The organism is Vibrio sp. ED004 (assembly GCF_023206395.1).
Classification (GTDB): domain Bacteria; phylum Pseudomonadota; class Gammaproteobacteria; order Enterobacterales; family Vibrionaceae; genus Vibrio.
This window is the reverse complement of the sequence record NZ_CP066150.1, coordinates 1116528-1130162: the sequence shown is the minus strand read 5'-3', so window position 1 is coordinate 1130162 and position 13635 is coordinate 1116528. Positions and strand designations below refer to the sequence as shown.

The following is a 13635-nucleotide window of genomic DNA, read 5'->3' as shown; positions in this document are numbered from 1 at the left end:
ATATCACCAAATATCGCAACGGTATTTTAGTTTCGTTAGTCGATAAATTTCTTTTATCTTAACGACCATTTTTATTCGTTTTACCCAATTCAGTTTCTCCCCCATAGTCGCGGAAAATTCATCGTTTCTTTCACTATCGGAGGCTCCTGCATTGGACAACATCCAACCAACAACTCGCATAACCGTTCCAGTTATTGCACTGTCTTTCTACGCGATCGCTTCAGGCTACTTAATGAGCTCTTTGCCATTAATGCTGTCTGAATATGGCCTAGACAGTAATCTATCGAGTTGGTTGGCGAGTGCCTTTTATGCAGGTCTTCTAGCGGGTACGTTATTGATCGAGCGCGCTATTGCTCGTATTGGTCATAAAGACGCATTCGTAGTGGCACTGAGCGTATTCATTGCAACGATCCTTGTGTTGCCATTGATCCCACATCAAGCAGTATGGCTATTGGCTCGTTTTGTTGCTGGTGTTGCGGTAGCAGGCATATTTGTAATCGTTGAGTCATGGCTTATGAGCGGTGACGAATCACAACGTGCTAAACGCCTAGCGATTTACATGTGTTCTTTGTACGGCGGTTCTGCGGTTGGTCAGCTAGGTATTGGTTATCTAGGTATCACTGGTGGCGTACCTTTTATTGCGATGTTCACTCTGCTATTTGGTGCGATCATTGTGTTGATGTACGGACAAGCGACACCACCACAGATTCACGATGCTCAGTCTTTGTCTCTAAAACAGGTCAGCAAATTGAGCCACAGCGCTTTAATTGGCTGCATCGTGTCTGGACTTACACTGGGTGCGATTTACGGTTTAATGCCTGTAGAGCTTGCTCAACGTAACATTGCGCATGAAGACATTGGTGGTTTGATGGCTTTAGTGATCATGGGTGGCATGGCTGTGCAGCCGATGGTGACTTGGTTATCTCACCATGTAGGACAAGTGTTGTTGATGGCTTTGTTCTGCCTACTCGGTGTTGCAAGCATTGGCGTACTAACGATCAATCATGACTTCTACGTACTAGGCATGAGCCTGTTCGTGCTAGGCATGGCGACGTTCGCACTTTACCCAATTGCAATTAACTTGGGCTGCCGTAACTTAGATCCAAGCTACTTGGTGTCAGTGACTCAAATCATGCTGCTTTGCTACAGCATCGGTTCAGTTGCGGGGCCAATTGTGGCAGACAGTTTCATGGATTCTCAAGCAGGATTATTCACTTACCTGTTCGCGTCTCTGCTAGCGACAACGATCTACATGCTGATCGCAAGCCTAAAACGCTCTCCACTGCAAATCGCTGGCGAGTAATCGATTCTAATCTCGTAAGATTGAACGATACACTGAGGGGCTCTTCACCAAAGACGATAAGTCTGAAGGAAGCGCCCTTTTTTATACGCGATACTTAGTGGTTCACACTATGGTTGAAACACATAGCCTTCGCCCGTGATCGTTAAGATCAATCCATCACCAAGAATTGAGCGTATCTCTGAAATAGCGACAATCACCGAAGAGTTGGTGACCTTCTCACCTTCCCAACCGATATTTTTTAGCTGGCGGACACTGAATAGTTGTCCACGATGACGATTCATAGAGAGAATCATTTTTCTGTAAGCTAATGGCATCGTTCCAACGATATAACCATTTTCTAGATTGCGTATGAGCTTTGTGTTCAGCTCAATAACCTTTCCGTTTACCTCCAATACCTCGTTTTGTTCTACACGTTTACCTTCAATTACAGGGGAAGAGTCCGTATTCATATAATATTCCCTAATAGAGCAACCAACGACACAACTTTATTAAGAGATGTGTTTAATAACGTCACTTATAAATGGACGCTTAAAATCGAAGATAATGAAAGCAGCGTATACGGTAAAGAGATTAAATTTTTATTATAAGAATATGAACAGAATATCAACAGCAGGGTCTGGGCTCTAATAAATAGCCTTCATTCGGTATGGTATAGATGCATTTACAGTCCATCATTCTGCGAATTTCATAGATGGCAACAAGCACGGAAGCGGATGTTACAGACTTACCAGGCCACCCTACACGCTTGAGAATATTCTTGCTGATGACCACGCCTTTGTTCTGGTAAAGATAGAAAAGTACCTTACGGTGTGGTTCAGATAATGTCCCGACGATTGACCCGTTGTCTTCCTTTCGGACCAATTTCGTTTTAGTATTCACTTCTCTGCTGTTAAGAACGATTATCCGTTCAGAACTAAAGTCCGGCATGTCCGTTATGTCTTGTGGCATCACTTACCTCTTATTTTATGAATCAGTCATACCGATTTGCCTAGGCATGACCATAAAAGTAAGAGAAAAGTACATAACCCCGATCGTTAACAATACAGTAAATCTACTGCATTCTTCAGTTATCGGACATCGTAAATGAACACTGTTTTATATTAGCTTTTGAGTTAGATTTCGTCCGAATATCAGACACATTTCTACCGACCTTTTACTTTGATTTTCAGATCAATAAGTTAGCGTGTCAGGCGGTGACTTTTACGATATTGACTCGGTGATAAACCAAAATGCTTCTTAAACCGATGTGAGAAGTTATATGGGTCTTTATAGCCCAGACGATTGGCTATCATCGACACCGACCAATCTTGCTGCTTTAATAAACTGGTCGCTTTATCCATTCTCAGCTGAATCAATTTGCTGCGCGGAGAAACATTAAACAGCGACTTCGTGACTCGATTTAACTGCTCTTCACTGATAAATACACGCTCGGCCATCCCTGCCACTGTCCACGCTAAATGCAGACTGCTCTCGATTTCGTTGTATAACGCCTGAACACGTGCCGTGGTGCTGGTCGATTTAGGCTCAAACCCTGTTAACGTGCGAATGATTTCACTCATCAGTAGCTTTCGATAACTGGCCCTGCCCCCAATTTCAAAGTGAACCAAGTTCATTAGTGACCAGATTTGTTCGCACTCGCCGAAAGGGACAATGCTCTGACCTAAGCTCGCGATATGTTGCCACTGCGGGGTATCTGGCGTCAGCATCCACGCCATTTTCCAATAGTTGTATTGAGAATCGAGTTCAAAGCGAAATGGGCTTCCAGCAGGAAGAACCACCAGCGTGTATGGTGTAATCGCTTGCACTGAAGTTGCGGTGGTAAGGATTCCGCCCCCTTCTTGTGTAAAAATCAACGTATGAACATCCACTGATTCACGCTCAACCCAATACGCGTCATGCAGCTTTGCCATACCCCCCATGTAGACACCACAGCTTTTCATTTCCGGGATATCTTCAACGGTCAAAAAACGTTCTTTACATTGTTCCGCGAGAAAAACATCATCTTGCCACGTTGATTTAGGCTTCATGGTATCAATGACGGATTCGCACAGGTTTTGTTGTTTTTTAAACATGTTGTTACTTCGCTCAAATCACTATAGTTCTGCCATAAATCGGAGAGCTTATGACAACTAACATCAACCCTAACTCATCTATGAATAACAAGCCAGAGAGCATCTTACCTCGTATCGTTAAACTTGGTTTGCCTGTTGCTTTGCAAAGCGCGCTGGTTGCTATTCTCGCCCTTGCTGACGTGTTAATGGTCAGTGACTTCGGCATGGAAGCAGCTGCCGCTGTGGGAATTGCATCAAAATGGCACTTCGTTGCTATTATGATTATGGCAGGGTTGGCCTCAGCAAACGGAACATTAGTCGCTCAATATTGGGGAAAGAACGACCGTAAAAGCGCACGTACAGTGTCATCCATCGCGATGGTATTTGGCTTAAAAGTTCTGCTACCTGTGACTGCAATCATCACTCTTGGTTCTCAGTTTTTGATGATGTTGCAAACCAGCGATCAAACCGTGATTGAACTTGGCGCGACTTACCTTTGGTATGGATTCCCTGTACTGCTGCTGACTCACATCGTGGTCGTGGTAGAAGCAAGCATGCGCTCATCAGGTGACACCGTAACACCACTATTGCTTGGTGCGGTGACGATTGCCCTCAACATCGCACTTAACTTCGTGCTCATCAAAGGTGCCTTCGGTATTCCAGCGATGGGCGTTGCGGGTGCGGCATTGGCGACAACTTTAGCTCGCTTGATTCAAGTGGGTTTGATGTATGGCTACATGCGTATGCGTAACCACTGGCTGTTAACGACACCGAGTTCACCGCATCGTCCGTCGCTTTGGTTATCTTACCGTCGTATTGCGCTGCCATTAACCATGAATGCCGTTTTATGGGCAATGGGTACCATGGCATACCAAATGATCTTTGGTCATATGGGCACAACGGAGCTCGCGGTATTCTCAATGCTCGCGCCTTTTGAGTCGCTGTGTTACTCGATATTCTTTGGTATCTCGGTTGCGTGTTCAGTGTTGCTTGGCCATTCATTAGGTCGAGATGAGTTTGATGACGCTATGAGTATGGGTCTGACGTTCATTAAAGCCGTGGTTGGTTTTGGTGCGGTTGTAGGCTTGCTATTGTTTATGGGTAAAGAGCATGTTCTATCATGGCTAAACCTGACCACAGACGCTTTATACCCGCTTGCTTCTCCAGCGATGATGATCATGTGCTTTGCGGTTGTGATTCGTATGCTCAACATGGTGATCATTAACGGTATCATTCGTGCTGGTGGTGATAACGCTTTCTGCCTTCGTATGGATTTCATCGCGATGTGGATGGTGGGCATTCCAGTATGTGTTTACGGCGCGTTTGTCGCTGGGTGGGACTTCAAATACATCTATGGTCTGATGTTAGTCGAAGAAGTGGTGAAACTGGCCATCTGTTCACACCGTTACTTGAGCCGACGCTGGATCAACAACCTAACGGTGACCTACGAAGAACCACAAGCGGCGTAAGTTACATTTACCTGACTATAATTCAAGCTTAGATAAAACGTATCTACATCAAAAAAGGTCTGAGAAATCAGACCTTTTTCGTTTCTTCAGCAACAACTTTAAAGCGCCACTTACTTCTTGTTCATTCGGATATGACGATTAGATACGTTCGGCAGCGGCTTTTCAGGCACTTTTCGCTTCTCATGAATCAAATGCCTGATCGCTAATATCGGATGCTTAAGTAGCATTCTTGGCCCGGCATAGCGCATTACTAAACGCATTTGCTCTTTCGGGTCTGGTTTATAGCAATGAGTCGGACACTTATTACAGGTCGGTTTTGCTGCGCCATAAGGGCATCGATCCAGCCGTGTTTCGGCATAACGCAGCAGTTGATCACACTCCTCACATAACGCGTTATTCTGACAAACTTCACCGTGGTGGTCTTTGCAATAGATGTGCACCATCGCAATAACGGTTTTGTACTCCGTTGCCAGCTCGCCTTGTAGAATATTGTTATGTTGGAACATATTTTAATTACCTAATGAGAAACCGTACAAGTTGAGATTAACGCTTTCGCTTATCACATCTTCAACTCGCTCGAACACAAAGCCTAACTTAGTCAGTAGTGCGATACTTCGAATGTTATCAGAGGTTGTGATGGCAACTAAATGATCGATGTCAGCATTCTGTTTAGCTTGTTCAATTATCGCCTCTGCTGCTTCTTGGGCAAAGCCTTGACCATAAAACTCAGGAATAAACCCGTAACCAATATCATGCGACTCCAAGGTGTCTCTTTTTATTAGTCCGCAGATACCAATTGGCGTTGAAGCATCCTTGATTTCAACCATCAACAAGCAGACACCTTTCTCTTCGTGCATCTTAAGAATGTTGTTTTCGATGTACTCGACAGCCTTTTCAGTGTCGCTGATTTCCTTATCACCAATGTAACGCAGGAAATCTTCTGAGCTGTATAATCGTTGAATAAACGCCGCATCTTCAGGTGTGATCATTCTTAATCGTAAACGTTCGGTCTCGACTGCCTGCATAGTGATATTTTCCTTGCTGAATACCATGTAAATATTGAGTTCTAGAGCTAAAATGATTATCCTCCACCGCCTAAACTAAATACAAGGCTATGCAGCAATGAACCGTAAGAAAAAAATCAATCAAATTCTAAAAAAGAAGCAGAAACAGGCGAATTCTAAACTGCATAGTAGCAACAAGCCTCGCTACATTTCTAAAGCTGACCGCGCAAAAATGGAAGCTGAAGAACAAGCGAAAGCAGCTCAAGAGCAAGCTGAAAGTTCAGTAGAAGCAGCTGTCGAAGCTGAAAAGACAAAAACTGTAGAATAAGCTTAATCTCGCAGTCCTCTTGTCCAACTCTCCGAATTGAGTCAACGGACAAGAACAAAAAAAGCAGCCTCTATTTGGCTGCTTTTTTGATCCTACCATTTTAATCGCGCTGATTAGCCTTTGAAGGGCTGTACTTCCCAACGGGCAAACGGCGCTTTGGTGTTGATTCCTGCTCTACCCCAGCGATCAACAGAATCCACAACCAAGATACGCTCATTCGGTACCAATGATTTAATCAAGTTGCTTGGCTTTTTCGCTGTAACTAACCATAGAGCATCGTCTTCCGAAAACATCGCTTTTAGCTTGGCTTTGTCTTCGTCTGTCCATTCCAGTTCGGCTTTGAACATACGCTCTTCGACAAACAGTTGGCTGCCAGAGGCGAAATCTTCCAAGCTTTCTGAAAGCAACAATACTGAATCTACGTCATTATCTAGCAATACCGCCTGCTGCTTGTTAATCAGTTCACGAACATCCAACATCACACGTTGTAAGTTGCTATCAATCGTTTCAGCTTGCGCAGGCCACAACAACTTAAAGTCGTCAGCCACAATCGCCGCCATACGCGTTAAGTTGGTAGGGTTTAACCACGCGTATTTAGACACATCACCATTCGACAATGTAAGTGCTGCAACACCCTGCGCTCGCGGTGTAATCGCTTGAGCGGCATCAACCTCAACCAAACGGATATTGCCTTGTCTTGCGTATACAAAGGTAGGATCCGCTTGCCAGATCGATGACAGTGTTACCGCAACGGTCGCCTTTTCGCCCGATTGAAGCACTTTACTTGCGCCCTTGGTACCGAACCAATTCGGCAAACGGTCAATACCGTAACGCTTGGGTGGCAAGTATTCGGTTGTAATGTCTGTGCCTTTGGTTAGCTCTGTCGCCAATGCATAAGTCACTGGTGTACTGGTTAGAATGTCTTCAGCATTCACGTTCAGTGACATCACAGAACCAGCCATTAACACACTACCAAGCACACTCAATTGAGCCGTTGCTTTTACTGAGCTAGCGATACGATTCATTAAATAAGTCATGATTACGCCTTTCTTACAATTCGGTATAGCGTTGCTGCTAGGAAAAACGTTGCAGAAACGATGATGATTGACGCGCCCGATGGCACTGGCAGTTTGAGCTCCATAGGGAGCACTGTGCCTACCAAGCACGCAATGGTTGCGAGTAATGCCGAAAGCAGTACAAAGCTTCCCATACGTTTAGTCAGCAATCGAGCTGTCGCACCTGGAATCAGCAATAACGCGCCAACTAAAACCGCACCTACGATCTTTACGGCTGCAATTGTCACTAAGGTGATCATCATGACAAACAAGTAATCGTAAAAGCTGGTGTTGTAACCACGTACCTTCGCTATATCAGGGCTGATACAAGTCAGAAGAATGCGGTTGAACGTCGGTATCAATAGCAAGATGATGATCGCGCAGCTACCTGCGAGAATCGCTAAGTCTTGGTCTGTTACCGTAAGAATCGAGCCAAACAGTACGTTTTCAAGCATGTGGATATTGATCTTACGAGCAACGTACATCAGCAACGCCGCTCCGGCCGCTAGAGCTAATGCTAGAAACACACCGACTAAGGTATCGTATGGTACGTTAGTTCTATTTCTTACAAAATGAAGAAGCAGAGCGAAGATCATACAGAAACTAAACAGGCCAATGATTGGGTTTTCTGGCGGCTCACCAAGCAAAACGCCAATAGCGATACCGGTTAACGCTGCATGACCAACTGCCTCAGAGAAGAAAGCTAAACGCTTGGCAATCACCAAGGTACCAAGCCCACCTAACAGAGGGCCAAGTAGTAACGCTGCAACCAAAGCATTGACCATGAAGGCATACATGAAACTGTCTGATAACCAGCCCGCTTCCACACCACTAATGGCAAGTTGTCGTAACCAATCCATTACGCAACCTCCTTCGATTTGGTCATGGCTGAGCCACTGCTGTAGTGCTGGAATAGGCTCTCGATTTTACTTGGGTGTAAGACTTCTTCGTGTGGGCCACTATCAACCAAGAATCGATTCACAACATGTACGTTCGCTTCAAGTCGACGCACTGCCGTGACATCGTGGTGTACCGCAAGAATCGTACGGCCTTCATGAACACATTCACGAATCAGAGATTCAAGGTAACGAACACCCTGCTCGTCCATACCCGTGGTTGGTTCATCCAACACCAGTAGACTTGGGTTATCTAATAGCGCTTGAGCAAATAGCACGCGTTGCTGCTCACCACCCGATAACTGCCCCATACGGCGGTCGCTACGTGTCGCCATACCAACACGATCTAACTGTGCGAGTGCAAGATCCAGTTGTCTAGATTTACGACGCCAAAACAATGGGATTCGTGTTTGGTTAAGCAGTACGAAGTCCATTACCGTCAAAGGCAAGCTCGACTCGAAGGTCGCTTTTTGCGGTACGTAACCAATACTCGGCTTTTCTGGCCAGTGGATATTGATTTGACCAGAGAAAGGCGTAAGACCAAGTACAGAGCGCAGCAAAGAAGTTTTACCACCGCCGTTTGGCCCCATGATCACGTGACATTCGCCCGCTTTAAGTTCGAGCGATATATCATCCAGAATCACGTTATTATCGTATTGCAGGCCGAGTTTATTAATTGAGATTGATGGACCTAACATTATGCGTTCCCGCTTTTAGCTTGGTTCGCCGCCGCAAACTTCATGGCTTCAATTAATGTTTCTAGGTTCTTCTTCATCTCAACTTCGACTTTATCGTCTTCGTATTCGCCGTGCGTCATGTGAGAGAAACGGTAAAGCTGAACGCCTGTTTCCGCTTCAATAGTGTCAACAAAACGGTTTGGCATGTTTAGCTCGTAGAACAGAACATCAATGCCTGATGCGCGGATCTTCTCGATCGTCTCTTGCAGCTGGCTAGCACTTGGTTCAACACCGTGTGCCGGCTCGATTACTGCAGCGACATCCACACCAAACTCTTGAAGAATGTAACCATAAGCGTTGTGTGTAGTCGCAACCTTCATGCCTGAGGTATCTAACTCACCTAAGGACAACATCGCATCACGCTTCATAAAGCGGAATTGCTTAGCGTACTTACGTGCGTTCTTACGATAAAACGCAGCGTTGTCTGGGTCGAGCTTAGACACTTCACTGGCGATGGTGTAAACCTTTTGAATCGTTGTCGAAAGCCCCACAAAGGTATGTGGATTAACAGCACCTTGACCAACAGACTGACCAAGAGCAGGAAGTAGAGGCACTTCTTTATTTGCTTCGATCACGACTAAGTCATCACGTTGCGCGGCTGAAATCACTTTAAGCGCGAAGTCGTCGTGACCAATACCGTTTACTACGATTGCATCCATTTGGCTCAATCGCTTTAAATCATTGGGCTGTGGCAAGTAGTTATGTGGGTTGAAACCTGCGTCAACCAAAGGAAGAATGTTCACTTTGTCACCTACCACGGCTTTCACGTAGCTGTAGTAAGGCTGAAGCGTGATACCAATCGTCAGCTTGTTGCTGTCGATATTATATTCTTTTGCCAATGCATTGGGTGCCATAAACACCGCTAATAACGACATGAACAGAGTCATAATTCGCATAGTAATTCTCTTATTATTAGTGAGCATCGCTTTCATGATGTTGTTCAATTTCTGATTCGTTCACAACCATTTTCCAACCAGTAGACTCAAGCGTGTGTTGGTCAAAAGTAGCTGGCTGTTTCGCTACACCACCCAAGAAGATCCAGATTTCAGGAGAAACGCTGTTCGCGTTTAAAATAAAGGAATCCGCAGAACCATGATCGGTTGGTTTAGTTTGTACACTTGGTGTCGCAGATTCACTTGGAGCAGAGAAATAGTAGCCACGCTCGTCCAATACCCAAGCATGAGAACCTTTGCGCTTCCAACTCTGATCTTCTACAAATGGGGCAACCCATTCATCTTTAAGTGACGCAACACTCGGCCATTCTCCTTCGGAGTCCATACGCAGATCACGGATTTCTTCATGCGCTAAACGCAGCTCTGATAGCATCGCCAAGTTTTCTTGTTCAACATCAGTCACTAGAATTTGATGATCAAGCACTGCTTTAACGTGAGATTCTGCCTGATGAAATGGGATCGCAACGGTTGCAAAGCAAAGGATGAATACAATGATCAGCCCTACCCATTTGCCCTCTCTACCGCCCGTATCAGCACGTACGCTTTGAATCATCATTTGTCGCTGATCTCAACAACATCAACTTCAACGGGAAACTCATGGCCTGAATCGAACACAAGGTAGAACTCAGTGTCAGGGTGTGGGAATTCAACGATAGAACGTTTATCCGTCATCTCTTTTGCAATCAAGTTGTCTTCGTAATCGTACATCTCAACTGCGTAATCAATCGCTTTGCTGCCATCCGAATAGCCTGCTTCACAAGCAACAGTTTTGCCTTCAAACCAGCAGCTCATCAGTGGAAAGTGTGCTTGCGCAGGTAATGCAGCGAAACCAAGTCCCAGTGCTAAGCAAGGAGTCATTAAAGCGTTAAGTTTTGTTTTTATTGTCATGGTTCATACCCTAGCCACAGTGCAAATTCTCAGAAGTAAACTGAGCGATAAAGGGCTCAAATGAGCCCTTAAAGTTTTTTGGTTCTTAATCAGGGATCTAGCCCCGATATCACAGACTATTGAAGCAGTGCTTCGAACGTTAGGTGAACGTTCGCGCTTGCTTTGTCTGCCAGTGGGTTGTTAATCAACTCACCTTTATAGTTCGCTTTCATCACGTAACGACCCGCTACGTCAGGAGTAAATGTGATTTCACCATTCTCATCACTCACCACATCAATCTGCTCTTGGTGGTTGCGGTAAAGCGTACCTTCACGAGTGATCTCCGCTTTCACGTCTTTCTGGATTTCACCGTTGTAGAAGAACTGGAATGTCACTGGTTCGCCTTCAACGATATCTGAAGGGTGTGTCACAGGCTTCATTTCAAGAAGCTTGCCTTCAATTTTGAACACTGAATCCGTTGGCTTACCTACTGTGATGTAGCTTTCTGCGCGAGTGAAACTGATTTGCGTTACCACGTCACGGGACTTTTCAGGCAGAACAGAATCACGCTCGGCTTTGTTTGCTTTAATCCATTTCACAGTGTCACGGCGACCCGCTTTGTATTGCGTGTAGTAAGACGGCTGGTTGTTGATCGCCACTTTGTGTGTACCTTCTTCTTCAAAATAGAAGTCGAAGATTGAACGACGCTTGCCACGAATAACAAAGTTAGGACGCTCGCTGCGACCATCAGGCATGATGACATTCGCATTTTCGCTGCCAGCAGGCTTATCAAAAACAAACGTACCGTGAGACGCAGTAACGTCGAACGTTAGCCAATCACCTCCTTCTTTAGATACAGTGAAGTGAGATGGCAAAATCCAACGTGGGTGAGCTTGTGCCGTTGTCGTTGCTGCTAGGCCGAATGCCATCACACCCGCTAGAGCAAGTGCTTTGATTTTTGTCTGTTTCATCATGTTCAATTCCATTATTTATAATTGTTAGCCGTGTCGCTCTATCTGAGCCTACGATGACCACTGTCTATTCTGTTCAGCTTGGTTTTAGTTCGTACTTACTAGTTACTGTTCGCACTTACTTAGCGATGTAGTTCAGGGTGATGTCACCCGTCTCTTCCGTTGCTTTTAATTCGTAAGATGCGTTTGAATCTGTGAGTGATACTTTTTGGCGAAGGTAGTTACGGCCACCGTGTTCGCGAACCACTTCGATATGAACCGTGTACTCGCCTTGTTCTAACGTTTCACCGCTGTCGCTCTTGCCATCCCAAACGAAACGGTACTGACCAGCAGGACGTGTTGCAGACGTCACAGCATCCACCAGTTCACGATCGTAACGGCCAACCTTTCTCCACCAGCTACGCAGATCCTTAAGCCATTCGTCTTTACCGACCCAAAGCTCGATGGTTTTCACTGACTTTCGTTCGCTATTCTCTACCCACACCGCCACATAAGGACGTGCATACATAGAGGTATCAATCTTTGGAAGCTCAAAGCTGACATCCAGTTTTGCCGTATCAGGAATCGCTTGTGCCATACCTAGGCTTGGCAAAAGAGATAAAGCAAGAAGCGCCTTGCTCCAGTTCATTTTTTTCATTTTTAACAACCTTTTAAATCCGTTTAACCCTAAGTTCGTTCTTCACCCGATTCATCAATCGAATCAAGCGTTAAGGCACGGTGACAAAATAGATAACAAGTGAGATTGCAGACCCAAACACCGTCCATTTGATGGATGTATTAAGCGTCTTTTTCTTAGGTAACAGTAAGCACACGCCAGTCAGTACAAAGAAGATCATCAATAGCGCAGTGATATCGATAAACCATTTCCATACTTCACCGCTGTTACGACCTTTATGTAGATCGTTCAACAATGCGATAACGCCGTAATTCGTGGTTTCGACTTCTACAAACTCAGACGTAACGTCAACAAAAACAGAAGCGTTGTAGCCTGGTCCTTTGAAGTCCATAGATACCTCACCGATGAGCAACTCACCGTTTTCGATCTCTGCATAGATGTCCAAACCAGAAGGAACACCAGATAGGTTGGCTTCTTCGAACAAAAACGTTTCAAAGGCTGTCTCGTTAGCTTTTAATCGACCGTCTTGGATCGTAAATAAACTTGCAGGAAGCGTTAGCGTAGAGCGTTGGATATTGGGTTGGCTTGATTCAAATAACTCAGGTCGGTTCAGGGTTATACCTGTCACTGAGAAAAAAAGAACCACGAACAGAAGCGCCATAGAAATATAAACATGAAGTCGACGAGCCCATGACTGAACCGCCCTACTTTTTAACGACATACAAACCAATACCTATAAATTTTATGGCGACAATTTAGTTGATAATCATTCGTATTGGCATTCAATTTACATTGTTTACGTTTGCCGAGTGGCGTAAGGAAATTTACATAACATTACATGGGAAGTAATCGAACTGTATGCATATTCTTGCTAACGTGTACTAAAGGGATTTGATTCGTTCTATTAGAGGTTATCGATAACAGGGTCAAAACTCAAAAAAGCTCAATCTCAACATGCTTGATTGAGATGGGTTTAAGGTAACAGTCGTAGCTTTAAGGATAGAAAGTTGGGACTATTTGATCACTGGTTTGATGATAGCTAATTAAGCTTAAAAGGATTTGAAATGCGTATTATTGTTTTGGTTTTTGCTGCGCTAGCGACGGCGTGTAGCAGCCAAATAATCAGCACGGAAGAACATATTCAAGAATACATCGGTTCAGACATAACCGATGTACAAGAACGTTATCTCACCGAACGGTCACGCCCTATCAGTTTTTGGGCGTCTCGAAACTATGCTTGGATTGAAACCAAGAAGCCGTTAGACAATGGTTATACAGTACACGCATTCAAAAACCCTTATCGTGACTGCACTATTAATTGGGTTGCTGATACCAGCGGCGTGATTCAAAGTGCTACGTCCAGCGGCACGATGTGCGAGCCTTAG

At 44.9% G+C, this 13635-nt stretch carries 18 protein-coding genes; 4 read left to right on the top strand and 14 right to left on the bottom strand.

Translation table 11 applies throughout. The annotated features are described in order from the left end of the window. Nucleotides 1-151: 151 nt before the first annotated feature. Nucleotides 152-1303, top strand: coding sequence for an MFS transporter (locus ITG10_RS22540; protein ID WP_017632410.1), 1152 nt, complete (start codon nt 152-154; stop codon nt 1301-1303). Between the two features lie 107 nt (nt 1304-1410). Here ITG10_RS22540 and ITG10_RS22535 read toward each other — a convergent pair whose 3' ends face one another. The 3 genes from ITG10_RS22535 to ITG10_RS22525 all read right to left on the bottom strand — a co-directional run bounded on the left by ITG10_RS22535 (nt 1411) and on the right by ITG10_RS22525 (nt 3375). Then, on the bottom strand, nt 1411-1752 hold the full coding sequence (locus ITG10_RS22535) for a helix-turn-helix domain-containing protein (protein WP_017632411.1): 342 nt from the start codon (nt 1750-1752) through the stop codon (nt 1411-1413). 154 nt (nt 1753-1906) lie between these two features. Beyond that, nucleotides 1907-2251 carry a winged helix-turn-helix domain-containing protein gene (locus ITG10_RS22530; RefSeq protein ID WP_017632412.1) on the bottom strand — a complete coding sequence of 115 codons (345 nt, stop codon included), beginning with the start codon at nt 2249-2251 and terminating at the stop codon, nt 1907-1909. A gap of 230 nt (nt 2252-2481) precedes the next feature. Beyond that, a complete protein-coding gene (locus ITG10_RS22525) occupies nt 2482-3375 on the bottom strand; it encodes an AraC family transcriptional regulator (protein ID WP_017632413.1) in 894 nt (297 codons plus the stop codon). A gap of 50 nt (nt 3376-3425) precedes the next feature. Here ITG10_RS22525 and ITG10_RS22520 point away from each other — a divergent pair, with 50 nt between their 5' ends. After that, nucleotides 3426-4823, top strand: coding sequence for an MATE family efflux transporter (locus ITG10_RS22520; protein ID WP_017632414.1), 1398 nt, complete (start codon nt 3426-3428; stop codon nt 4821-4823). A gap of 110 nt (nt 4824-4933) precedes the next feature. Here ITG10_RS22520 and ITG10_RS22515 read toward each other — a convergent pair whose 3' ends face one another. Together ITG10_RS22515 and ITG10_RS22510 are read right to left on the bottom strand one after the other, a co-directional pair. Then, a complete protein-coding gene (locus ITG10_RS22515) occupies nt 4934-5329 on the bottom strand; it encodes a nitrous oxide-stimulated promoter family protein (protein ID WP_017632415.1) in 396 nt (131 codons plus the stop codon). A 3-nt stretch (nt 5330-5332) separates the two neighbouring features. Further along, nucleotides 5333-5848 carry a GNAT family N-acetyltransferase gene (locus tag ITG10_RS22510; protein ID WP_017632416.1) on the bottom strand — a complete coding sequence of 172 codons (516 nt, stop codon included), beginning with the start codon at nt 5846-5848 and terminating at the stop codon, nt 5333-5335. A 97-nt stretch (nt 5849-5945) separates the two neighbouring features. Here ITG10_RS22510 and ITG10_RS22505 point away from each other — a divergent pair, with 97 nt between their 5' ends. Beyond that, a complete protein-coding gene (locus tag ITG10_RS22505) occupies nt 5946-6155 on the top strand; it encodes a DUF2986 domain-containing protein (RefSeq protein ID WP_248386901.1) in 210 nt (69 codons plus the stop codon). A 113-nt stretch (nt 6156-6268) separates the two neighbouring features. Here ITG10_RS22505 and ITG10_RS22500 read toward each other — a convergent pair whose 3' ends face one another. From ITG10_RS22500 to ITG10_RS22460, 9 genes are all read right to left on the bottom strand, one after another. Next, on the bottom strand, nt 6269-7192 hold the full coding sequence (locus ITG10_RS22500) for an ABC transporter substrate-binding protein (protein WP_017632418.1): 924 nt from the start codon (nt 7190-7192) through the stop codon (nt 6269-6271). A gap of 2 nt (nt 7193-7194) precedes the next feature. Next, on the bottom strand, nt 7195-8070 hold the full coding sequence (locus tag ITG10_RS22495) for a metal ABC transporter permease (RefSeq protein ID WP_017632419.1): 876 nt from the start codon (nt 8068-8070) through the stop codon (nt 7195-7197). Then, nucleotides 8070-8804, bottom strand: a complete 735-nt coding sequence (locus tag ITG10_RS22490; protein ID WP_017632420.1) for a metal ABC transporter ATP-binding protein — start codon at nt 8802-8804, stop codon at nt 8070-8072. The genes ITG10_RS22495 and ITG10_RS22490 overlap by 1 nt, the downstream gene beginning before the upstream one ends. Further along, complete coding sequence (locus tag ITG10_RS22485) at nt 8804-9739, bottom strand: zinc ABC transporter substrate-binding protein (protein ID WP_017632421.1); 936 nt, start codon at nt 9737-9739, stop codon at nt 8804-8806. The genes ITG10_RS22490 and ITG10_RS22485 overlap by 1 nt, the downstream gene beginning before the upstream one ends. Before the next feature lie 16 nt (nt 9740-9755). Next, complete coding sequence (locus ITG10_RS22480) at nt 9756-10352, bottom strand: hypothetical protein (RefSeq protein ID WP_017632422.1); 597 nt, start codon at nt 10350-10352, stop codon at nt 9756-9758. Beyond that, complete coding sequence (locus tag ITG10_RS22475) at nt 10349-10684, bottom strand: hypothetical protein (protein WP_017632423.1); 336 nt, start codon at nt 10682-10684, stop codon at nt 10349-10351. Before ITG10_RS22475 ends, ITG10_RS22480 begins: the two co-directional genes overlap by 4 nt. Nucleotides 10685-10800: 116 nt before the next feature. After that, complete coding sequence (locus ITG10_RS22470) at nt 10801-11637, bottom strand: DUF4198 domain-containing protein (RefSeq protein WP_017632424.1); 837 nt, start codon at nt 11635-11637, stop codon at nt 10801-10803. Between the two features lie 115 nt (nt 11638-11752). Further along, a complete protein-coding gene (locus tag ITG10_RS22465; protein ID WP_017632425.1) occupies nt 11753-12271 on the bottom strand; it encodes a DUF2271 domain-containing protein in 519 nt (172 codons plus the stop codon). A gap of 70 nt (nt 12272-12341) precedes the next feature. After that, nucleotides 12342-12971, bottom strand: a complete 630-nt coding sequence (locus ITG10_RS22460; RefSeq protein WP_248386898.1) for a PepSY-associated TM helix domain-containing protein — start codon at nt 12969-12971, stop codon at nt 12342-12344. Between the two features lie 343 nt (nt 12972-13314). Here ITG10_RS22460 and ITG10_RS22455 point away from each other — a divergent pair, with 343 nt between their 5' ends. Next, nucleotides 13315-13635: a hypothetical protein gene (locus ITG10_RS22455; protein WP_017632426.1), complete on the top strand. Its 321-nt coding sequence runs from the start codon at nt 13315-13317 to the stop codon at nt 13633-13635.

Excerpts from the sequence above, each read along its gene's own strand:
- ITG10_RS22535 (WP_017632411.1), bottom strand. The coding sequence starts at position 1,752 with ATGAATACGGACTCTTCCCCTGTAATTGAAGGTAAACGTGTAGAACAA.
- ITG10_RS22530 (WP_017632412.1), bottom strand. The coding sequence starts at position 2,251 with ATGCCACAAGACATAACGGACATGCCGGACTTTAGTTCTGAACGGATA.
- ITG10_RS22525 (WP_017632413.1), bottom strand. The coding sequence starts at position 3,375 with ATGTTTAAAAAACAACAAAACCTGTGCGAATCCGTCATTGATACCATG.
- ITG10_RS22520 (WP_017632414.1), top strand. The coding sequence starts at position 3,426 with ATGACAACTAACATCAACCCTAACTCATCTATGAATAACAAGCCAGAG.
- ITG10_RS22515 (WP_017632415.1), bottom strand. The coding sequence starts at position 5,329 with ATGTTCCAACATAACAATATTCTACAAGGCGAGCTGGCAACGGAGTAC.
- ITG10_RS22510 (WP_017632416.1), bottom strand. The coding sequence starts at position 5,848 with ATGCAGGCAGTCGAGACCGAACGTTTACGATTAAGAATGATCACACCT.
- ITG10_RS22505 (WP_248386901.1), top strand. The coding sequence starts at position 5,946 with ATGAACCGTAAGAAAAAAATCAATCAAATTCTAAAAAAGAAGCAGAAA.
- ITG10_RS22500 (WP_017632418.1), bottom strand. The coding sequence starts at position 7,192 with ATGACTTATTTAATGAATCGTATCGCTAGCTCAGTAAAAGCAACGGCT.
- ITG10_RS22495 (WP_017632419.1), bottom strand. The coding sequence starts at position 8,070 with ATGGATTGGTTACGACAACTTGCCATTAGTGGTGTGGAAGCGGGCTGG.
- ITG10_RS22490 (WP_017632420.1), bottom strand. The coding sequence starts at position 8,804 with ATGTTAGGTCCATCAATCTCAATTAATAAACTCGGCCTGCAATACGAT.
- ITG10_RS22485 (WP_017632421.1), bottom strand. The coding sequence starts at position 9,739 with ATGCGAATTATGACTCTGTTCATGTCGTTATTAGCGGTGTTTATGGCA.
- ITG10_RS22480 (WP_017632422.1), bottom strand. The coding sequence starts at position 10,352 with ATGATGATTCAAAGCGTACGTGCTGATACGGGCGGTAGAGAGGGCAAA.
- ITG10_RS22475 (WP_017632423.1), bottom strand. The coding sequence starts at position 10,684 with ATGACAATAAAAACAAAACTTAACGCTTTAATGACTCCTTGCTTAGCA.
- ITG10_RS22470 (WP_017632424.1), bottom strand. The coding sequence starts at position 11,637 with ATGATGAAACAGACAAAAATCAAAGCACTTGCTCTAGCGGGTGTGATG.
- ITG10_RS22465 (WP_017632425.1), bottom strand. The coding sequence starts at position 12,271 with ATGAAAAAAATGAACTGGAGCAAGGCGCTTCTTGCTTTATCTCTTTTG.
- ITG10_RS22460 (WP_248386898.1), bottom strand. The coding sequence starts at position 12,971 with ATGTCGTTAAAAAGTAGGGCGGTTCAGTCATGGGCTCGTCGACTTCAT.
- ITG10_RS22455 (WP_017632426.1), top strand. The coding sequence starts at position 13,315 with ATGCGTATTATTGTTTTGGTTTTTGCTGCGCTAGCGACGGCGTGTAGC.